The 20,837-nt window shown below is 39.2% G+C and carries 15 protein-coding genes; 6 read left to right on the top strand and 9 right to left on the bottom strand.

Going from position 1 to position 20,837, the window contains the following annotated elements:
* Positions 1-4 precede the first annotated feature (4 nt).
* The 3 genes from O0V13_RS00965 (at position 5) to mtgA (ending at position 3,493) form a co-directional block, all read left to right on the top strand.
* The gene (locus O0V13_RS00965) at positions 5-1,930 is read left to right on the top strand and encodes a DUF3857 domain-containing protein (protein WP_268033123.1); all 1,926 of its coding nucleotides are present in this window, start codon (positions 5-7) and stop codon (positions 1,928-1,930) included.
* Positions 1,931-1,997: 67 nt separating this feature from the next.
* Positions 1,998-2,798 carry a class I SAM-dependent methyltransferase gene (locus O0V13_RS00960; protein WP_268033122.1) on the top strand — a complete coding sequence of 267 codons (801 nt, stop codon included), beginning with the start codon at positions 1,998-2,000 and terminating at the stop codon, positions 2,796-2,798.
* Positions 2,798-3,493, top strand: coding sequence for a monofunctional biosynthetic peptidoglycan transglycosylase (gene mtgA, locus O0V13_RS00955; RefSeq protein WP_268033582.1), 696 nt, complete (start codon positions 2,798-2,800; stop codon positions 3,491-3,493). The genes O0V13_RS00960 and mtgA overlap by 1 nt, the downstream gene beginning before the upstream one ends.
* A 426-nt stretch (positions 3,494-3,919) precedes the next feature.
* Here mtgA and O0V13_RS00950 read toward each other — a convergent pair whose 3' ends face one another.
* Both O0V13_RS00950 and O0V13_RS00945 read right to left on the bottom strand, forming a co-directional pair.
* Complete coding sequence (locus O0V13_RS00950; protein WP_268033121.1) at positions 3,920-5,647, bottom strand: chloride channel protein; 1,728 nt, start codon at positions 5,645-5,647, stop codon at positions 3,920-3,922.
* A 114-nt stretch (positions 5,648-5,761) separates the two neighbouring features.
* Positions 5,762-6,688 carry a M28 family peptidase gene (locus O0V13_RS00945; protein WP_268033120.1) on the bottom strand — a complete coding sequence of 309 codons (927 nt, stop codon included), beginning with the start codon at positions 6,686-6,688 and terminating at the stop codon, positions 5,762-5,764.
* Positions 6,689-6,756: 68 nt separating this feature from the next.
* Between O0V13_RS00945 and O0V13_RS00940 the strand changes: the two genes are divergently transcribed.
* Positions 6,757-7,740, top strand: a complete 984-nt coding sequence (locus tag O0V13_RS00940) for an NTPase (protein WP_268033119.1) — start codon at positions 6,757-6,759, stop codon at positions 7,738-7,740.
* 204 nt (positions 7,741-7,944) lie between these two features.
* Here O0V13_RS00940 and yjjX read toward each other — a convergent pair whose 3' ends face one another.
* Positions 7,945-8,511 carry an inosine/xanthosine triphosphatase gene (gene yjjX, locus O0V13_RS00935; protein ID WP_268033118.1) on the bottom strand — a complete coding sequence of 189 codons (567 nt, stop codon included), beginning with the start codon at positions 8,509-8,511 and terminating at the stop codon, positions 7,945-7,947.
* Positions 8,512-8,536: 25 nt separating this feature from the next.
* The gene (locus O0V13_RS00930; protein WP_268033117.1) at positions 8,537-9,247 is read right to left on the bottom strand and encodes a YebC/PmpR family DNA-binding transcriptional regulator; all 711 of its coding nucleotides are present in this window, start codon (positions 9,245-9,247) and stop codon (positions 8,537-8,539) included.
* A 145-nt stretch (positions 9,248-9,392) separates the two neighbouring features.
* Here O0V13_RS00930 and O0V13_RS00925 point away from each other — a divergent pair, with 145 nt between their 5' ends.
* Together O0V13_RS00925 and O0V13_RS00920 are read left to right on the top strand one after the other, a co-directional pair.
* Positions 9,393-10,721: an NAD(P)/FAD-dependent oxidoreductase gene (locus tag O0V13_RS00925; protein ID WP_268033116.1), complete on the top strand. Its 1,329-nt coding sequence runs from the start codon at positions 9,393-9,395 to the stop codon at positions 10,719-10,721.
* A gap of 82 nt (positions 10,722-10,803) precedes the next feature.
* Complete coding sequence (locus tag O0V13_RS00920; protein ID WP_268033115.1) at positions 10,804-11,250, top strand: Spy/CpxP family protein refolding chaperone; 447 nt, start codon at positions 10,804-10,806, stop codon at positions 11,248-11,250.
* A 103-nt stretch (positions 11,251-11,353) separates the two neighbouring features.
* Here O0V13_RS00920 and O0V13_RS00915 read toward each other — a convergent pair whose 3' ends face one another.
* The 5 genes from O0V13_RS00915 to mutY all read right to left on the bottom strand — a co-directional run bounded on the left by O0V13_RS00915 (position 11,354) and on the right by mutY (position 20,697).
* Positions 11,354-12,832, bottom strand: a complete 1,479-nt coding sequence (locus O0V13_RS00915) for a glutamate synthase subunit beta (protein WP_268033114.1) — start codon at positions 12,830-12,832, stop codon at positions 11,354-11,356.
* A gap of 1 nt (position 12,833) precedes the next feature.
* Entirely contained in the window at positions 12,834-17,324 is a 4,491-nt protein-coding gene (gene gltB, locus O0V13_RS00910; protein ID WP_268033113.1) for a glutamate synthase large subunit, read from the bottom strand.
* A 377-nt stretch (positions 17,325-17,701) separates the two neighbouring features.
* Entirely contained in the window at positions 17,702-19,051 is a 1,350-nt protein-coding gene (gene gldE, locus O0V13_RS00905) for a gliding motility-associated protein GldE (RefSeq protein ID WP_268033112.1), read from the bottom strand.
* 67 nt (positions 19,052-19,118) lie between these two features.
* The gene (locus tag O0V13_RS00900; protein ID WP_268033111.1) at positions 19,119-19,583 is read right to left on the bottom strand and encodes a single-stranded DNA-binding protein; all 465 of its coding nucleotides are present in this window, start codon (positions 19,581-19,583) and stop codon (positions 19,119-19,121) included.
* Between the two features lie 43 nt (positions 19,584-19,626).
* Positions 19,627-20,697 (bottom strand): A/G-specific adenine glycosylase, encoded by a 1,071-nt coding sequence (mutY, locus tag O0V13_RS00895; RefSeq protein ID WP_268033110.1) that lies wholly within the window; start codon positions 20,695-20,697, stop codon positions 19,627-19,629.
* Positions 20,698-20,837: the final 140 nt, after the last annotated feature.

The raw sequence follows: 20,837 nt of genomic DNA, 5'->3' as shown, positions 1-20,837 counted from the left end.
GGAGATGCAAAAGGTAATTTTTGCTTTTGTTTTATTCGGATTTTGGAATCTGGAGCTTTCAGCCCAAGTTGAATTTGGGCACTATTCAAACGAGGAGCTTGAGTTGGAGCAGGTGCATTTTGAGCCTGATGCCCGGATCGTGACTTTATGGGAAGAGGCCAATAGTTACTTTATGGTTAATGGTCTTCATACAAATTTCCATTTCAGATATAAAGTTTTAGATGATAATGTAGAAAACTTTGGAGATATTATCATTCCTTTTTATCGCGGAAAATCCCTCGTAGAGGACATCGTGAAGGTAGTAGCTCAGGTTTCCTATCTTGAAAATGGCCGAAGGATTTCTGAGTTGCTAACCAAGGAGAATATTAAAGAAGTAAACCTTGGAAATGGCCAATTTGAAATTCGATTGATCTTCCCACATGTAAAAAAAGGAAGTATCATAGAATATACCTATAAGAAAATTGACCACCAATATGGGATTCTGGAAGGTTGGAGTTTTCAAGGCACCTACCCTGCTTTGGTAAGTAAATTTACTTTTAAAGCTCCAGACTTTTTTCAATATCAAATGATCCAACAAGGAAAAAAGGTAGCCGATGCAGCTCAAGTTAACGCTAAAAAAAATCTTTTTTCATGGGAAAGGGAGGAGGTGCCCTCTTTGCCTAATGAACCGTTTGTGGGGAATTTAGTAAACTATCAAGAACGTGTGGATGGATATCTATACTCGAGTGAGTATGTCAATCCTGACAAATTGGAAGAGTCTGAGATGGTTTATTCCAACTGGAATCAGCTGGCAAACCGTTGGTTTGAGATTGAAGAAGTGGATAGCTATATTCATAATGATCCAGAAACTATCCCGGAATTTCCAAATTTGGAATTGGATTCACTTTCCAAATTAGATCAGGCAAAAACCATTTTCGAATACGTTTCAAACAATATCGAATTGATAAGATCATATTGGCTCGAACCATTTTATTCAATAAATGCGCTTCTCCAGAAGAAAGAAGGGAATTCGATTGACAAAAACTTATTGCTCGTCTATTTACTCAGAAGGCAAGGAATAGCGGCTTATTTGGTCTTGATCAATGATAGATTCAGAGGGAGAAGCCAACTAATAGAGGTGCCTTTTATAAACCAATTTCAGTCAGGCATTGTAAAAGCTAAAATTGAGGGCAAAGATTATTTGTTGGACGCTAGTGACTCGATCACACCTTTTGGGCTTTTGTCTCACAATAAACTTGTCGACAGAGGATTTATTCTGGAAAAAGACAAGGGTCGATTAGAAGCGCTTCAGCATCAATTCCGATCGGGAAGCATCCAAAATATCAATTTGGATTGGAATGACTCATCTGGATTCTCGTATAAAAATCAGATTAAGCTTTTTGATCATGAGGCATTAAAATTTGGAAAGTTATTAGAAGGCCTAAAAGCTGATGAAGTGGTTTGGAAAAAAGATAACAGAATAGAATATGGAGAAATTGAAAATTTCTCGCTAGTGGATGAACTTTCCTCTAAAAGAAGTGTCACTTTAAGCTTTAATTCTAAACTTATCTCAGAAGAACCCAACCTGATTTCCGTCAGGCCATTTCAATATTCTGAATATATCACAAATCCATTTACACAAGAATCTAGGCTGCTGCCTGTGGATTATGAATTCCCGTCATTTGAAAATATTAATGTGACGATTCCCATTCCAGAGGGTTTTGTTGTGGATGATTATCCCGAACCCATGACATTGACTATCCCTTCCAAGAAAGTTAAGTTTACTTATCAGTCTATCTTGGGGGAAAAAGAGCTTAAATTCTCCTCGAGGATAGAGATGACGGCATTTACATTTTCTGCTTCAGAATATCAAGACTTGAAGTTTATTATGGAGTCTATTTCGGTCCAGCTTAACTTACCGGTTATCCTGCGGAAAGATACTAATCCATGAAATACCTCACATTTTTACACCTTGGCATTATTGTCCCTTTTTTTGTGATAATTTAGAAGCAAAAAAGATGGCTAAATACATTCATGGATATATCCCTGAGGAGCAAGAGAGGCTTTTGGACCAAGCCGGAGTTTTGGCTCCCTTGATTTATCCATGGATTGATTTTTCTGAATGCAACCATGTGCTCGAAATAGGCTCCGGTGTAGGTGCTCAAAGCCATATTCTTCTTTCTCTTTACCCGGATATCGAGTTGTCCTGTGTCGAAATAGAAAAGAAGCAGGTCAAAAAAGCTAAGCATAATCTAACCCAATTCATAGATCGAAAAATTCATTTTTTAAATCAGGATGCCTCAAAGCTTGAATTGAAGAAAGAGGTGGATGGGGTATTTGTCTGTTGGGTATTGGAGCACTTGAGCGATCCACTGGCGGTCCTATCCAAAGCCTTTGAAAATTTGTCGAGAGAAGGAGTGATTTTCCTTACTGAAGTTTTCAATTCTAGCTTCCACTACTATCCGCAACTACCGGGATTAAGTAAATATTATAAAGTATTTAATGACTACCAGCGTAGTCTAGGGGGAGATCCTGATGTGGGGCTTAAATTGGGGAATCTTTTGAAGGAAGCTGGATTTTCAAATATTGAACTTCACAGAGGTGGATTTCATTTAGACCAAACTCAACCACATGAATTGCAGAAAATTTGTACCTATTGGAAAGGGTTAATGAAAAGTGGAGCAGAAGCTATTATTGAAGAAGGTTTGATCTCCAGAGAGGAAGTTTTGGAAATGGAACAGGATTTGGACAAGATAACAAAACACCCTGAGGGAGTTTTGTACTATCAATTCATTCAAGCTAAAGCTAAAAAACCATGATGAAATTCGTTCGTCGGATTTTTCGATTTTTACTGAAAGTTCTTCTTTGGTTTTTTGCTCTTTCAATTGGTTTGGTCATTATATATCGTTTTGTACCGGTTCCAATTACGCCTTTGATGGTCATTAGATTGGTTGAGCAAGCGGCAGATGAGGATCGAAAGATTAAGTTGAAGAAGGATTGGGTGTCCATGGAAGAAATTTCGAAGAATGCACCTCAGGCAGTCTATGCTTCAGAAGACCAGAAATTTCTTGAGCATAGTGGTTTTGATTTTGAGGCCATGAAAAAGGCCTGGGAAGGTAACCAACAGGGCAAAAATATAAAGGGGGCTAGTACAATCACTCAGCAAACTGTGAAAAATGTCTTCCTATGGCAAGGGAGAAATTATTTAAGAAAAGGTCTGGAAGCCTATTTTACTGTTCTAGTTGAGCTTATTTGGTCTAAGGAAAGGATTATGGAAGTTTATCTCAATGTCATTGAGATGGGGGATGGGATTTATGGAATTGAAGCCGCTTCCCAGGAGTTTTATAAAAAGCCAGCTGCAAATCTTTCACGAGCAGAGGCTGCCATGATTGCTGCAGTTCTCCCAAATCCAATTCGATGGTCGCCAACTCGTCCTACAAACTATAATAGGCAAAGACAAGCTTGGATTATGAAGCAGATGAATAATCTAAGTCCTTTGGAATGGGGTAATTAGTATGTGATTTTTTTATGTGAAATAGGATTATTTTCAATTTTAGGGCATAATCCTAAGTTTTCTCCTTTTCTATTTTGTGAAAATCCTGTAAGAAATGCCGGTGTCCAAATAATATTTGTTCTCGGTTGATAAAACCCGTTTAAAATTGATGTTATTAAATCTTTATCGAAGATTACCTAAAAGTTAAAAATCGCTGTTTTTTGGCTCTAAATGAGGATTAAAAAATGCAAGATTTTTTTATCCACAAAATCAATTATTTATCCACATTATTTTTTTCACATCATTTAAATAGCAGTAAATCAACTGGTTATCATAAAATTGTAAAGTGTAGATTTGTGGATAATTGTGGCTAACTTAAATTATTTATCAAAAAATCTGTGGGAAAAAGTGGATAATTTCAAATTCCAAATTTTCTTTTAAAATCACCTAATCTTGCTTTTGACGGATCAATCTTTTGCGGTAAGAATTGAAGATCCGAGACTTAGATACGAAGCCTAAATAGTGTCCATCTTCCACAACTGGGAGATTCCAGGCTCCGGATTTTTCAAACTTCTCCATAGCCTTTTGCATATTTTCTGTGGAAAATAGGATTTCTGGAGGGCTGTGCATCAAGCTTCGAATTGTAACTGTATCTTGCTTCTCTGGATCAAACATGATATCCCGAATGTCATCCAAGGTGATAATCCCCCGGAGGGCTTTATTTTCATCCACCACTGGAAAGATGTTTCTTTTTGAGATTTTCACCAAGTCAATCAAGTCTTTCAATTTGGAATCAGGATGAATAGGAAGCAGATCCCTTTCGATCACATGTGAAATGCTGATAAGATCTAAAAGCTCTTGGTCTTTTGTTTCTGGCAGCTGTTTTCCTTTTTCTTTTAGCTGCATCATGTACAAGCTGTCTTTTTGGTAATAGGATTTGGTAGAAAAGGAAATAGCTGAAACAAACATCAAAGGGACAAAAAGCTCGTACCCACCTGTAATTTCAGCAATTAAGAATATGGCAGACAATGGTGAATGTTGAACCCCAGACATGACTCCGCACATGGCTACCAAAGTGAAGTGAGCCAATGGAAGAGGAATGTGGAAACCGAACATATTCTTTGCATAGGCAAACAAGAATCCTACGATACCTCCCACGTAAAGAGATGGTGCAAAAATACCGCCCGAACCACCTGCACTTAAAGTTAAAGCTGAAGCTACAGGTTTAAAAAGAATGATAAGGCCTAAAAATATCAGAATCAGATACGGGTTTTCTATTGCAGAAAAAAATGGGCTTTTGTCCAATAACTGACTGGAGTTTCCTTCAATCAACAGATTTAGTGTATCGTAACCTTCTCCATAAATAGGCGGGAAAAAAAAGAGCATAAAACCAAGCAGTGCCCCACCGTATAAAATCCGGATAGTTTGACTCTCCAGACCTTCCATGATTTTTTCGGTAAACATGACCGCCTTACTGAAATATAGCGATACAATCCCACAAAATATACCTAAAATCAAATAATAAGGCATATGTGCTGCTCTGAATTTATCTACCAATTCGAAATTGAAAACAGAATCATTTCCGATCAAAATCATCGATGTCATGGAGCCTGTAACAGAAGCCATGAGCAGAGGGATAAAGCTCGCTGTGCTAACCTCCATCAGGATAACTTCGACTGCGAATATCACTGCTCCAATAGGTGCTCCAAAAATCGCCGAAATAGCACCAGCTGCACCACATCCTATTAGCAAAGTTCTTTTTTTGGAATTAAGATGGACTAAAAGCCCCATGTTCGAGCCAATGGCGGAACCAGTTACAAGCATTGGTGCTTCCAAACCTACAGATCCTCCAAACCCAACTGTCAAAGCCGAGGTGAATACCCGGCTATAGGTTTTTACCCTAGCAATAATGCTTTGCTTTTTGGAAATATTAAATAATATATCAGGAATACCGTGACCTCCGATGTCTTTAAAAACGAATTTTCCAATTAAATAGGCAGCTGATATCCCTATGATGGGATAGATAATGTACATGAAGTTAGCATACTCCACATAAAACCCCTCTGTCAGGAATTTTTGGATTGCATGGACTCCCTGCTTGAGAATGACAGCTGCTAGCCCAGAAAGAACTCCTATAATCCCACTGAGAATCAAAATAAACGCTTGATTGCTCATGTGTCTTAATCTCCAGATAAGGATCCGTGTTATGAAGTCGTTTTTTCCCAAAGCCTGTGGTTTCTCAATTATTTACAAAGTAAATAAGCTCTTACTCAAAGGAAAAAGAATATCCTATTCTTTTAGAAGAACTTCGTCAATTCTTAGGATACAGGAAAGAATTAGGTTGGTCGCATCAATTAAAAACTCGGGATCAATATTTTTAAATTCATCTGATTGCTTGTGGTAATCTTCATGATCCTCGACACCAAAGTAGATATGAGGAATTCCTTTTTCAAAAAATGCCCCATGGTCTGAGGATTTTGTCCAATCATCACTTCCAGTGCCAGGTAGATCATGCCCAAATTTTAAATGAGGTTTCTTCCCTTTTGATGCTTCTTCTAGTATCGCTCTCAATTCGGGGTGATGATAGGTGCCAGACACATAAAGCTCGCCCTTTTCATTTCGGGAAATCATATCCATATTGATGTTCAAGGCAATTTGATCCAGTTCAAAGGGAAAATCTGAAACCAAAGCTTTTGCACCCTGTAGGCCCATCTCTTCTCCATCTAAAGCGGCGAATAGGATGCTGTGTTTGGATGGATTTTGGGAAAAGTATTTTGCCATTTCAAGTAATGCTGCGGTTCCTGAGGCATTGTCATCAGCACCATTGAAAATAGAATCACCTTCGGCATTGGCTTTTCCGATACCCACATGGTCAAAATGCGCTGTAACCACGATGATTTTTTTGGATTCTGTTCCAGGAACAAAGCCAATTACATTTTTTCCAATCAAAGTCTTTCCTTCTCTTCGGCTTTGAAATCTAAACTCTTCAGTAAATTCTGGGTAAAAAGTATTTAAGCCCATATTCTTAAATTCCTCTACGATATATTTTCGTGCTATCTCGTTTTCTTCGGTTCCGGTCTTTCTTCCTTTCAATTCATCAGCAGAGAGATAAGCGATGTGTTTGATTAGTTTTCTATCATCAACAGATTGAGAAAAAGCTTGAAAAGTGACAATGATGAATAGGAATGCTGTCAGAAGTTTGATTCTTAGATGCATGAGCTGATGAAAATTTCGTTATTTAAAGTCTGAATTTACTAAGTAAGCTTCTTTCGTTCATTTCATCTATGAAATATTTCTTTTTAATAGTCATTCTAGTAGTTCCAGTATTTGGATTTTCTCAAGGAGGGTTGCCAGAATCCTTTTTCAATGGGAAATCAATTGTTCTGGTATCTGCTGATCCTGGAGCTAGACCAGTTATGGATTGGAAGGCTGTTGCAGACTCTGTTCATTTGGATTTGGTAGCAGCTGGAGCCGATCCTGTGGCATATTACGAACTAGAACAAGTAGCTTTATCAGAGGAAGTTCAGACTAGCTATGCCAAAGCATTCTCACAAAGACTGATTAAGAATATCATTTTTGTAACAAGACAAAGAAATGGGGGAGGTATTCATGTGGGAGAATTTTCAGGAACAGGTAAGCTGATCAATTCTACCTCACTATATGGTATTCAGGGCAGTTCAATTGAAGAAGCAGCGGATCAGTTTGCAGCTTTGGGGGAGAGCCGGCCAAGCCAAAATCTTTTGGTAATTGATGTGCCTGAATTTCCCGGTAATGTGGCAAATGAGGCCGCCCAAAATGCCTCCGCAAATCGATTTCTACCGAGAAATCCTCTGAATTTAGAAATGTTTAAGTTGGGGGTTCCTATCGAAGGATCTAGCGCTCAAACTGGTTTGATCAGTTATTTCAGATATGATTTATATGGAAAATCAGCCGAGGCGATTTTAGCTGAGCAGAAAGCACAGAAAAGTCAAATTGAGAGTATTTTGAATGGAAACTACCCAAATGATGTTGCGTGGCTTACAGAGGCAAGATCAGATGAGGAATTGATTAAAGACAAAGTTCAATTTCTTCTCGTCAAGGTGGAAGGAAGAGAAGCAGATTTGAAAAGAAGCATGGGGGTGGAAGCAAATCCGTCTGAAAATCAGACTGTTGTAAAGTACTACATTCGGCTGATTGTCAGGGATGAATTATATATTGGACCTGAGTGGGATGCAGATCCGGATTGGAGAGTTTCTTTGAGAAATTTTATCACAAATTTAAAAAAGTAAACCTCCCTTTTGGGGAGGTTTAGTCACTATTTAAAATTAGGGGTGATTATAGCAACTTTTACTTTTTTCTTATATGATCTACAGTTTTTTGTCTGTGAAATAAATATTTCGTAAAAAGTCGACTTTTTTTGAATTATCCAATACTTTCAAAAATTTTTTCAAATAAAATGTGCTTAATTAAAAATAATATTAAAATAATCTCATTCAATAATGCTTTTTGTTCAAAAATGGGATCAAAGCAAGCAAAATTGCCTGTGAATAATAATCTCTTCGGTCAAGCTTGCCTCCGGTGAGAATTCCCACCGAACCACCTTGTTGTTTAGAGTTTTCTTGAGAATAGAAATGATCATCAGCATGTCCAAGCTCCATTCCTGATTTTACTAGCTCAGCTATGGGTTTTGGGATATAAAATGACCCGGTTTTAGCCTGTCCAAAAAAGTTGTTTTGATCTAAAATATAGATCCATGCAAATGCAGTCATGCCATTTGAGTCTTCTTCCAAACCACCCTCAATACCTACCCAATAATTGGCCTCTGGGAATGTTTTTTTTGCATTAATAGCTCTGTTTTTAGCACCTTCAAGCGTTTCCGTATCTCCCATAGGTTGATCTGGGACTCCGGAGGCTGCAGATACACCATTGATATGAAAACCTTTAGTGAATGCTAAAGTAAATGCATCTTCTGTACTATTTATTTTAACAGGATTTTTGCTACCTACGATAATCAACTCTTTTTCAGAGTCAGTAAAATTTTGTCGTTTTCTAAAATTCATGAAAAAAAAGAGCCTAAGCTAAAGCTTAGGCCATATTGGTATATACGTTGTTTACGTCATCATCCTCCTCCATCTTCTCTACCATCTTGTTGATGACTTCTTCTTGCTCTTCAGTAAGCTCGGTAAGAGTTGTTGGGAATCTTTGAAAGTCAGCAGAGATCACTTCAATGCCCATTTCTTCCAAAGCTTTTTGCATGGTTCCGAAATCTTCAAATTCGGTGTAAACGAAAATTTCTCCCTCGTTTTCATCGATATCTGTCAATCCGAAATCTATCAGTTCCAACTCTAATTCTTCCAAATCATGCCCTTCACCTTTTGTAAATCTAAAAACTGCTTTGTGGTCGAACATGAAACTTACTGAGCCAGAAGTTCCCAAAGATCCACCAGCTTTGGTGAAATAGGATCTTACATTGGCTACAGTTCTGTTGATATTATCAGTGGAGGTTTCTACGATCACTGCGATTCCATTTGGGCCATATCCCTCATAAACGATCTCTTCATAGTCTTTCTCATCTTTATTTGATGCCCTTTTGATAGCCGCTTCAATACGATCCTTCGGCATTTGAGCACCTTTCGCATTTTGGATGATGGTTCTCAGTTTGGCATTTGAAGTAGGATCGGGTCCTCCTGCTTTCACTGCCATTACGATTTCCTTACCTAGTTTGGTAAAGACCTTGGACATCTTGTCCCATCTTTTGAATTTTCGCTCTTTTCTGAATTCAAATGCTCTTCCCATGGATCTACTCTATTTAAGGCTGTAAAAATAAGAAATCTTTTGGTTTTAGGGAGAGGACAATTATTTGAGTTGCAGGTGGAGTTTTATAAAAGTTTTATGGACCTTTTGATTTGGAATTCGTGTTCTAATAAAAAACTTTTCTATCATGGACCAGTCCCTCAAATCAATTCCTAATATTCCAGAATCCAATCTTCCTAGAGTTATAATAATTGGTGGAGGCTTTGGAGGATTAAAACTTGCCAGAGATCTCAATAAGAAGCCTTTTCAGGTTATACTCTTGGACAAAAACAATTACCATCAATTTCAGCCCCTATTTTATCAAGTCGCAACTGCTGGTTTGGAACCAAGCGCTATCAGTTTTCCACTGAGGAAAATTTTCCATAATTCGAAAAATGTCATTTTCAGGATGACCGAAGTACAATCAGTGGATACGGATAGAAAGAAGATTTTTACTGAGGCGGGCTACTTGGACTATGACTATCTGGTTTTAGCGATGGGAGCTGACACTAATTATTTTGGGGCTAAAAACATTGAATATTTCGCTTCTCCGATGAAGACTGTTTCGGAAGCCTTGTATATCCGAAATAAGATTATCCATAATTATGAAAAGGCGATTAACATTGAAAAGCCTGAAAATAGGAGGGCATTGATGAATGTGGTGATCGTTGGTGGTGGTCCAACAGGTGTAGAATTGGCAGGTGCAATGGCTGATTTGAGAAATACGGTACTTCCGAAAGACTATCCTGAGTTAAGTTTCAAAAACATGAAAATAGTTCTGATAGAAGCAGGGCCAGCTGTTTTAGCTCCTATGTCGGATGAGGCAAGATCTCATTCTTTGAAATATTTGGAGGATTTAGGTGTGGAAGTGATGCTAAATACCAAAGTGAGTGATTACGATGGGAAACAGGTGTTTTTGGAAGGAAAAGAACCGATTGAAACGGAGACCTTGCTTTGGGCTGCTGGTATCAAACCCAATCGTATTGAAGGATTCAGTGAAGATCTTTATGCTCGAAATGGTCGAATTTATGTAAATGAATTTTCTGAAATCCGTAGTTTAAAACATGTTTACGCTTTGGGTGATATAAGTCTCATTGAGGATGAAGAACATCCCAGAGGTCATCCTCAAGTGGCTCAGGTGGCGCTACAGCAAGCTAAAAATCTAGGGAAAAACTTGGTTGAAATTCATAATGGACGAGCTCCGAAGCCATTTAAATATAAAGATTTAGGTTCTATGGCTACAATCGGAAGGAAGTTGGCAGTAGTAGATCTTCCGTTTTTCAAGTTTCAAGGATTCTTCGCTTGGTTGACCTGGTTATTTGTTCACTTGATGGCGATTTTGGGAGTGAAAAACAAGGTCTTCATTTTTATGGATTGGTCTTGGAACTACCTAAGTTTTGATCCAAGCTTGAGATTGCTGATCAAACCTAAATATGTCAGGGAATCCGAAAGGAAAGAGCTCATTGAAGAGAAATAAAAATTAAGCTTTGTTAACAAGCTTCTTTTAAACTCTCATAGTCGATCTAGGTCTAATAACAGTAAACTAAAACGAAATGACTATGAAAAAATGGATGGTAACTGCCGCTTTATTGGTGTTTGTGGGTATGGGTGCCTTTGCACAAGATATGAAGACTAAAGAAAAACCAGATCCGGAAACAAGAGCCAAAATGATGACTGATAGGATGGCTGAGAAACTTGAATTGAATGAAGAGCAAAAGGCAAAAATTCTTGCAATCAATTTGGAGTATGCCAAAAAAAGAGAAGCGGAAATGGAAGCTAAAAAAGCAGAGATGGAAGCTAAAAAAGCAGAGATGGAAGCCAGAAAGGCAGAAATGGATGCTCGTAGAGCTGAAATGAAAGAACAAGATTCAAAAATTGCTGAAATATTGACTCCTGAACAAAAAGAAAAATGGGTGGAATTGAAAGATCAAGGAAGATCTAGAAGAGGCCCAAGAGGAGAGGTGCACAGCAGAGAAGATTTCCGTAAGAGAAGAGGAGGAAACTAAACCACAATAAATGAGAAAACCATCCCCCGAGAGGGATGGCTTTCCGTTTATCGCAGGCTTTTCAACTAAACAGGGATACTATTGGATTTTGCTGAGCAATAGCTCACTCAATACCCGCGATATGCTCCTCCACATGATAGAAGGACTCATCTTTTTGAGGTAAAGTAGAGGATCCCATCAGGAATTCATCCACCTTAACTGCAGCCTCACGGCCTTCAGATATTGCCCATACTACCAGCGATTGTCCTCTCCGCATATCTCCTGCTAGAAATACCTTGGAATTTGTGCTTTGGTAATTTTTAGACTTTGGAAGAGAGTTTTCCATAGTTTCTGCACCAAATGCTTCCAGTAATCCATTTTGTGCTGGCCCTAAATATCCAATTGCTAGGAAGGCTAAGTCACAAGGAACTACTCTTTCTGTTCCCGCAACTTCTTCGAAGGTCATTCGACCCTCATTTGCTTTCCACTCGATATCGACCAACTTCAAACCGGTTACTTCTCCGGCTTCATTTCCAATAAACTCTTTTGTTAAAATTGAGAACATTCTTTCTGCTCCTTCTTCGTGAGAGCTGGATGTCTTCAATGTCATTGGCCATTCAGGCCAAGGATTAAGAGTAGTTCTTTGTTTTGGAGGTTTTGGCAACAACTCCAATTGAGTGATTGAACTTGCCCCGTGACGGTTAGAAGTTCCAATACAGTCACTACCTGTATCACCACCACCAATTACAATTACATGCTTTCCTTTTGCTGAAATGGGGTTTTCTTCGATTTCACCACTTACTACCTGGTTCTGCTTTCCTAGGAATTCCATCGCAAAATGAACCCCTTTCAAGTCAGCTCCTTTGATATTCAGGCCTCTAGGCTGTTGAGCACCTGTAGAAAGGACCACAGCATCGAAGTTTTTAAGAATATTCTCAGCTTTGATATTGAATCCAATCTCGGTTCCGCAAGAGAAGATGACACCTTCTTGCTTCATCAAGTCTAATCTTCTATCAATTACCCATTTTTCCAATTTGAAATCAGGGATTCCATAGCGAAGAAGCCCTCCTGGTTTAGCGTCCTTTTCAAAGACAGTCACCTCATGTCCGGCTTGGTTCAATTGGTCCGCTGCTGCCAATCCTGCAGGACCTGCACCGATGACCGCCACAGACTTATTAGTTCTTGTTTTTGGAGGATTTGGAGCAATCAAGCCTAATTCATAAGCTTTTTCAGCAATGTTTTTCTCAATCAACTCAATCGCAACAGGATCTTTGTTGATACCTAAGACGCAACTTGCCTCACATGGAGCAGGACAAATCCTACCAGTGAATTCAGGGAAGTTGTTGGTGCTTCTCAATATCTGAATTGCCTGAATCCAGTCTTTTTGATAGACCGCATCATTGAATTCAGGGATCACATTTCCCAAAGGGCATCCATTGTGGCAAAAAGGAATACCACAATCCATGCATCTAGCTGCCTGATTGTTTAATTTCTCGTCACCAAACGGTTCATATATCTCTTGGTAATCTCCAACTCTTTGTTTTGGATCTCGACTTACCGGAGTTTCTCTTTTAAATTGAATAAATCCTTCTTTCGCTCCCATCTTACACCAATGATTTAGATTGTTCTAACGCTCTTTTCTTCAAAACTGCCTTGTAATCTCTTGGGATTACTTTGATGAATTTGAGTTTTGCTTTTTCCCAGTCATTCAAATATTCCTGACCGAGTTTACTTTCAGTTAGCTTCACATGTCGCTTAATGAAAGATTTGATGGTGGAGTAATCTTCCTCTGTCAGAGGATCTACATCCACTAGTTCAGGGTTGATTTCGGTGATAAAGTCATTCAAAATATATGCGATACCACCGCTCATACCGGCTGCGAAGTTTCTTCCGATTTCTCCCAAATTGACTACCATTCCTCCAGTCATGTATTCACAACCATGGTCTCCGATACCCTCGACTACAGTTTGTACACCTGAGTTTCTCACGCAGAATCTTTCACCACCTTTACCATTGATATAGGCCTCACCAGAAGTAGCTCCGTAGAATGCTACGTTACCGATGATGATGTTTTCTTCTGGTTTAAACTTGGCATTTCTACTAGGGTAGATGGAAAGTCTACCGCCAGAAAGGCCTTTTCCGAAGTAATCATTTGCCTCACCTTCCAATTCGAAGCTAACACCTTTGGTCAAGAATCCACCAAAAGTTTGGCCTGCGGATCCGTTGAATTTGAATTTGACTGTATCATCAGGAAGACCTATACTTCCATAAATCTTGGAGATTTCATTGGAAAGCATGGCTCCGACTGAGCGGTCTGTATTTTTGATTTGGAAATTGCCGTCAACAGAAATCGCTTGCTCCAATGCAGGCATTGCCGCTTTGATCAACTTTCTGTCCAATACATTTTTCAAATCCCAATCTTGATCAATTTGCTTGTGGATACCCACATGATCAGGAACTTCAACTCTATGGAATACAGGTGAAAGATCGACTTTGTCCCACTTCCAGTGATTCAAATGTCCAGTAGATTGAAGAACATGACTTTGACCGACCATCTCATCGATTGTCTTAAATCCAAGGGAAGCCATGATTTCACGTAGGTCTTGAACCAAGAAGTTAAAATAGTTCACTACGTGATCAGGATCACCGGTGAATAGTTTTCTCAAATCAGGATTTTGTGTGGCAATTCCTACAGGACATGTATTCAAGTGACACTTACGCATCATGATACATCCTTCTACTACTAGAGCAGCAGTGGAAATTCCCCACTCTTCAGCACCTAGCAACGTTGCGATAGCCAAATCACGGCCTGTTCTCAACTGTCCATCTGTTTGAAGGACAACTCGGCTTCTTAAGTTGTTTTTAACCAAGGTTTGATGTGCTTCAGATAATCCAAGCTCCCAAGGAAGTCCGGCATGTCGGATAGAGGATAAAGGTGAAGCACCTGTACCACCATCAGCACCTGAAATCAAAATTACATCTGCCATTGCTTTCGCCACACCCGCTGCAACTGTACCAACTCCTGCTTGGGAAACCAATTTCACGTTGATTCTTGCCTTTCTATTGGCATTTTTCAAATCGTAAATCAACTGGGCCAAATCCTCAATTGAATAAATATCGTGGTGTGGAGGAGGAGAAATCAATCCTACTCCTGGAGTGGAATGTCTTACTCGTCCGATCCAATTGTCTACTTTATGACCTGGAAGCTGTCCACCTTCTCCTGGTTTTGCACCTTGAGCCATTTTAATCTGAAGCTCCTCTGCATTGGAAAGGTAATTACTGGTCACACCAAATCGGCCTGAAGCCACTTGCTTGATTGCAGATCTTTCCCAATCTCCATTTTCTTTCTTCTGGAATCGGATTTCATCTTCACCACCCTCTCCTGAGTTACTTTTTGCTCCGATTCGGTTCATGGCGATAGCCAAAGTTGTATGGGCTTCAAAAGAGATCGAACCAAATGACATCGCACCGGTTGCAAATCGTTTGATGATACTTTCAGCAGGTTCTACTTCTTCAATAGGAACAGAGATTCTCTTTTTAAATTCAAAGAGGCCTCTTAGTGTCAAAGCATCTTTGGTCTGCTCATTAATTTTGCTTGCAAACTTTTTATACATTCCATAGTCATTAAGACTGGTGGATTTTTGTAAAAGATGGATTGTTTCTGGATTAAAAAGGTGTTTTTCACCTCTTCTCTTCCATTGGTAAACTCCGCCTGTTTCTAGGACTGGGCTATTTGTATTGTAGGCGGCTCTGTGTCTGATCAGAACTTCCTCCGCCAATTCATCAAAGGAAACTCCGGAGATCCTAGAGATTGTACCTTTAAAACATCTGTCTATCACCTCAGGTCCTAAACCAATTGCTTCGAAAATTTGGGCACTTTGGTAAGACTGGAGTGTAGAGATTCCCATTTTGGAAAGAACCTTCAACAAACCTTTTCCGATTGCCTTTTGGTAATTGTAGAAAAGAGTTTTTTGATCCGGAACGTCTGGGAAATCACCTTTTTGCCACAAATCCAATAAGGATTCTAATGCCATGTATGGGTTGATAGCTGAGGCACCATATCCAATAGCTGTAGCAAAATGATGCGTTTCACGGATATCACCACTTTCAAGAACCAGTCCCGCTTTGGTACGGATTTTCTTTTTCACCAAGTGATGATGAACAGCTCCAATCGCCAATAGAGATGGGATCGGTGCCAATTCTTCATTACTGTTTCTATCTGAAATGATCAAAATGTTCTTCTTCTCAGCAATCGCATCTTCTGCCTCTTGACATAGTTTGTCCAAAGCCTCAAGTAATCGGCCTGGTTTATGGTCAGCGACAAAAAGAGAAGAAAGCTTTTTACTTCTGTATCCCTGACCTTCCATATTTTGGATTTTCTCCAAAGACTCATTCAAAAGAACGGGTTGAGAAATATGGATTTGTCTGGTATGTTGAGGGCTTTCCTCGAGGATATTGTGACCTTCTCCTATTCGGGTAAATAGGGACATAACCATTCGTTCACGAATTGGATCGATTGGAGGGTTACTTACCTGAGCAAATAGCTGCTTGAAGTAATTGGCAATGTGCTGGCTTTGCTTGGAAAGTACTGCCAGAGGGGTATCAGCTCCCATAGAACCAATCGCTTCTGCACCTGTACCACCCATTGGTGCCAATACTACCTTGATTTCTTCAGAAGTATACCCAAATACTGTCTGGCACTTCTTAATATTCTCAGTGGAGTATGGGTGAGTTAAAGTCTCAGGATTAGGCTCCAAACGAAGCTTGATTCTCTGGTCATTTACCCACTGCTCATAAGGCTGCTTTTTGCAGATCTCTCCTTTTACTTCCTCGTCGAAAAGTACTCTTCCTTTTTCAAGATCTGCCCAAAGCATTCTACCTGGACTGATTCTTCCTTTTTCTACGATAGTTGCTTCTCTGATCGGAAGCGCACCAGCTTCAGAGGAAAGAATCAATCGCTCATCTTTGGTGATGAAATATCTCAAAGGTCTCAGACCATTTCTATCCAAAGTAGCTCCTACAGACTTACCATCTGTGAAAAGAAGAGCAGCTGGTCCATCCCAAGGCTCTACTAAAGAAGCGTGGAATTTATAGAATGCCTTTCTGTCTCGGTCCATGACCTCATTGTCCTGCCAAGCTTCTGGCACAAGCATCATCATAGCATGAGGCAATGAACGTCCACTCAAAGATAAAAGCTCCACCATGGCATCCAAGTTCGCAGAGTCAGAATTCTGCTTATTGGTGATAGGCATCAACATCTCCAATTCAGCATCTGTGAAATACTTAGATTTCATCAGTGTTTCCTTGGATTTCATTTTATTCAAGTTTCCTTTGATGGTGTTGATTTCACCATTGTGAGAAAGGAAACGGAATGGCTGAGCTAGTCTCCAGTTAGGGAAAGTATTGGTTGAGAATCTGGAGTGCACGATGGCAAAGGCAGATTCTATTTTGCTATTCTGGAGATCCTTATAAAAAGGCAATACCTGATCGGTTCGAAGCTGTCCTTTATATATAAGTGTTTGGCTACTGAAAGAAGCAAAATAGAAAGAATGGTTTACTCCGGGGATTTTAGTGTTGATCTCCGATGTAGCAAAGTTTCTTAATACATATAGCTTTCTTTCAAGCTCAATTCCAGTCAGACCTTTCTTATGCTTGACAAATAACTGCTCGATATTTGGCATCACTTCCAAAGCACTTGATCCCGGAACAGTCTCATCCACCGGTACAGGTCTATACCCGATCAATTCAAAATCAAGATCTTCTATGATTTGATTTAAAAGTTCTTTGGACTTTCTGAATAGCTGTTTATTTCTTGGGAAGAAGGTCATGCCTACCCCATAGTATCCTTTTTCAGGAAGAGAAATCTCTGTCCTTGCAGTAATTGCCTTCAAAAACTCATGTGGAACCTGAATCAATACACCTGCGCCATCTCCTGATTTAGGATCTGACCCACGTCCCCCTCTGTGCTCCATATTGCTCAGCATATATAAGGCGTCACTGATGGTCTCATGAGAGGGTGAAGCTGTCAAGTCCACCACCGCGCCTATGCCACAGGAGTCATGCTCAAACTCCGAGCGGTACAACCCTTCTTGCATAAATTTAAATGATTTAAATAGGTTCAAAATTTCCAAAAATTACGCAAAAAATTCCTTTCATTAAAATAAAGGCAATAAACGCTATGATTTGGTGATTAATTTTTGGTGAAAAAGCATATTTTTAACTATTTATTAAAATAATTCTGGTTTAGAAAAATGCCTTTTAGGGACTGTATAGTTAATGTATTGACAATACTAGGTTTGATTTTAGGTCAATTTTGTAAAAAATGATGTAATTTTTTTAAAAAGAGGTTTCAAGAAAAAATTTAAAAAAAATATTCAAATTTTTTCGACTAAATTTTCCTTTTGACTGCTTTGAAAAACTCAATCGATTGCGAGGACAGAATTAAATTCTGAAAAAGGTAATTTACACCAAATTAATCTGTAAACAACTGAGAGTCATCCTTTTGTCCTGATTGAATATGGACCTTCACTTTTTTGATTTTTCTGGCATCCACAGCAAGTATTGTAAACTCAAACTCATCAAATTGAATTTTGGTCCCATTTTTAGGGAGTTTACTATTGATTTCTAGGAGAAGGCCACCTAGAGATTCGCTTTCTCCTTTGACATCATCAAAAACCTGAGAGTCAAGTTCCAATTTCTTGCAAAAATCATTTAAGGATACTTTCCCTTCAAAAATAAATGTGTTCGAGTCGATCTCCTGGAAGAAAATATCATCTGTATCATCAAATTCATCATTGATCTCCCCGATGATTTCTTCAATTAAATCTTCTAAAGTTACCAAGCCCGAGGTGCCACCATATTCGTCAACGACTATAGCCATGTGAACACGCTTTTGCTGGAAGTCCTTTAATAAGGTGTCCACTTTTTTGTTTTCTGGCACGAAAAAGCTCTTTCGGATCAATTCTTTCCAATTGAAATTCTCGTCCCTATCAATGAAGGGGAGTAAGTCTTTGATATATAGTACTCCTTCAATATTGTCTATTGTTTCTTCGAAAACAGGAATTCTGGAATATCCACTTTTATTGATTTTGTCCATCAACTCATGGAAGTCCATCTCAGTATCGATGGCGGTTATTTCCATTCGGCTTTTCATCACCTGTTTTACTGTAAGGGTTCCAAAGTTTACGATTCCTTTTAGAATGTCCTTTTCCTCATCCGCTGCGTCCTCGGTAGTCAATTCTAAAGCTTGATTGAGCTCGTCCACAGAAAGTGAAACTCCTTTTTTCTCGATTCTTCTTTCTATCAGATTGCTGATAAACATCAAAAGAAGTGAAATGGGCTTCAGAATAGTGGAGAAAAAGTTGATGGTAGGAGCCATGATCAAGCTGAATCCTACTTTAGCTTTATTGGCATAGACTTTTGGTACGATTTCACCCAAAAAGACGATTGCAAAGGTGACTCCTATTGTTTGAACCAGAATAACCACGATTCCGGTAGCATTCATCCCGAAAATACTCCAAGAAACAAAGGTGGTCAAAGTGACAATCGCAATATTGATCAGGTTGTTTAGTATTAAGATGGTGCTGAGAAGTTGTTTTGGGCTATGCAGAAGTTTGATGACCAAGCTTCCACTTTGGGTTTCTCCTTCAGCGATTTCATCCAAATCTTCATTGGACAAGGAGAAAAAGGCTACTTCTGACCCAGATACCAAGGCTGAGCTTAGTAATAAAAGTAGAAAAAATAGACCGTTAATAATCAAGTAGCCCACGGAGGGCTGAGTAATTTGAGCAAGTAAAGACCAACTCGGGTAGGGGTCGTCCATGTACTAAACGAGATGTTTGATGCAAAAATAAACAAATCCCCTGAAAATCAACTTCAGGGGAGTCAAATCAGAATGGTAAATCATCATCATCTGCACTACTTGGACTCAAATCAGGAGCCGGGGCATTGCTGACTGCCGTAGGAGTACTTGCTTGACGTGGTTGCTGATAAGTGTTTCCTCCTTCTTGACCTCCATTTTCTTGTCTACTTCCTAGCATTGTAAAGCTCAAAACACGGATCTTCGTCCTTTTTCTGTTTTGACCTTGGTCATCCTGCCATGTGTCTGACTTGATTTTACCCTCTACATAGATTTGCATTCCTTTTTTCAGGTATTGCTCAGCTATTTTTGCCTGACCTCCCCAAAGTTCCAAATCATGCCATTCGGTTTGATCTACACGATTCCCATTTCTGTCTTTGTAAGACTCGGTTGTCGCCAGTCGAAGGTTTGCCACGACATTATCTCCTTCCAAATACTTCACTTCTGGGTCTGCTCCCAGATTTCCTAATAGGATTACCTTATTTACTCCTGCCATTTATTCGTTGATTTTATATTCTAGCTTGGATTGATGAAGTTAGTCAAAAGCCCTGATCGTTCAAAAAATTTACGATCAACTTTGGCTTGGCCAGATATTCGATTTTTTCCTCCTCTACCAAAATATAGCCCCTGTTTTCAGCCCAATCCTGAAGGTTTTCCATGTTTTCTTCGGCAATTTCAATTTCAGAGAAAATTGCATTCAATTTCTGATGCGACAGAATGTGTCGATAATTTTTCGGGAACTGGGTCTTTTTCTCGCTTTCGAAGGGAATTTCTAGTGTTTGATCGGATTCCTTTTGGGTGTTTTCTAGATGTGGGAAATCAAATAAACCTTCCCAAATATCCCCTGACGTTCTTTTTTTCCAGACCCATTTTTCTCCACACCTTATTATAAAGTAGTGTAGATGTCTTTCTTTGATTTTGATTTTATTGATTTTGACAGGAAGGGCTTTCACCAATTCATTATTAAAAGCAAAGCAATTGGACTTTAAAGGGCAATCCTCACAATTCGGATTCGCTGGAACGCATTGTCGCGATCCAAAATCCATAATAGCTTGATTGTAGTCACCAGGATTGTCATGGGGGATAAGCTGATCAGCCAAAGCTTCAAAATCTTTTTTGCCTTTTGCGCTGGCAATATCAGTCTCGATCCCAAAATATCTGGCTAGGACACGGAACACATTTCCATCTACTACTGCTTTTGGGATTCCAAATGCAAAGCTTCCAATGGCTGATGCGGTATAGCTGCCTACACCTTTTAAAGAAAGGAGATCTTTATAGGTATTTGGGAACTGCCCCCTTCTTTCAAACCAAATGTGCTTGGCACAAGCATGAAGGTTTCGGGCACGGGAATAATAGCCCAAACCCTGCCAAAGTCGGAGTACCTCATCTTCGGGAGCGATTGCTAAATCTTTGACGGTGGGGTAAGCCTTCACAAATTTTTCATAATAGGGTAACCCCTGAGCAATTCTGGTCTGCTGAAGAATGATTTCTGAGAGCCAAATTTTGTATGGATTTGAGGTTCCTCTCCATGGAAGTTCACGAGGATTTTGCTCGTACCATTGCAGGATTTTGAAGGAAAATAATTGATAATCAGATGGTTTGTGTGGCATTGGGTGATAAAATCTTTTGTGTAAATCTGGTGAATTTTTCTGTATTTGTTTTTTAATTGCGTTGCTTCTCGTACATTTGCAGTCCCAAAAACACTTGGTTAATAGGTTGTTAAGCTTATTTCATAATTTCTAAATTAAAA

Source organism: Algoriphagus sp. PAP.12 (genome assembly GCF_026652115.1).
GTDB lineage: Bacteria > Bacteroidota > Bacteroidia > Cytophagales > Cyclobacteriaceae > Algoriphagus.
Note: the sequence above shows the minus strand (reverse complement) of the source record. Positions and strands in the feature narration are given on the sequence as shown.

Bases quoted from the DNA above. Each gene is read 5' to 3' on its own strand.
- O0V13_RS00965 (WP_268033123.1), top strand. From the start codon at position 5: ATGCAAAAGGTAATTTTTGCTTTTGTTTTATTCGGATTTTGGAATCTG.
- O0V13_RS00960 (WP_268033122.1), top strand. From the start codon at position 1,998: ATGGCTAAATACATTCATGGATATATCCCTGAGGAGCAAGAGAGGCTT.
- mtgA (WP_268033582.1), top strand. From the start codon at position 2,798: ATGAAATTCGTTCGTCGGATTTTTCGATTTTTACTGAAAGTTCTTCTT.
- O0V13_RS00950 (WP_268033121.1), bottom strand. From the start codon at position 5,647: ATGAGCAATCAAGCGTTTATTTTGATTCTCAGTGGGATTATAGGAGTT.
- O0V13_RS00945 (WP_268033120.1), bottom strand. From the start codon at position 6,688: ATGCATCTAAGAATCAAACTTCTGACAGCATTCCTATTCATCATTGTC.
- O0V13_RS00940 (WP_268033119.1), top strand. From the start codon at position 6,757: ATGAAATATTTCTTTTTAATAGTCATTCTAGTAGTTCCAGTATTTGGA.
- yjjX (WP_268033118.1), bottom strand. From the start codon at position 8,511: ATGAATTTTAGAAAACGACAAAATTTTACTGACTCTGAAAAAGAGTTG.
- O0V13_RS00930 (WP_268033117.1), bottom strand. From the start codon at position 9,247: ATGGGAAGAGCATTTGAATTCAGAAAAGAGCGAAAATTCAAAAGATGG.
- O0V13_RS00925 (WP_268033116.1), top strand. From the start codon at position 9,393: ATGGACCAGTCCCTCAAATCAATTCCTAATATTCCAGAATCCAATCTT.
- O0V13_RS00920 (WP_268033115.1), top strand. From the start codon at position 10,804: ATGAAAAAATGGATGGTAACTGCCGCTTTATTGGTGTTTGTGGGTATG.
- O0V13_RS00915 (WP_268033114.1), bottom strand. From the start codon at position 12,832: ATGGGAGCGAAAGAAGGATTTATTCAATTTAAAAGAGAAACTCCGGTA.
- gltB (WP_268033113.1), bottom strand. From the start codon at position 17,324: ATGCAAGAAGGGTTGTACCGCTCGGAGTTTGAGCATGACTCCTGTGGC.
- gldE (WP_268033112.1), bottom strand. From the start codon at position 19,051: ATGGACGACCCCTACCCGAGTTGGTCTTTACTTGCTCAAATTACTCAG.
- O0V13_RS00900 (WP_268033111.1), bottom strand. From the start codon at position 19,583: ATGGCAGGAGTAAATAAGGTAATCCTATTAGGAAATCTGGGAGCAGAC.
- mutY (WP_268033110.1), bottom strand. From the start codon at position 20,697: ATGCCACACAAACCATCTGATTATCAATTATTTTCCTTCAAAATCCTG.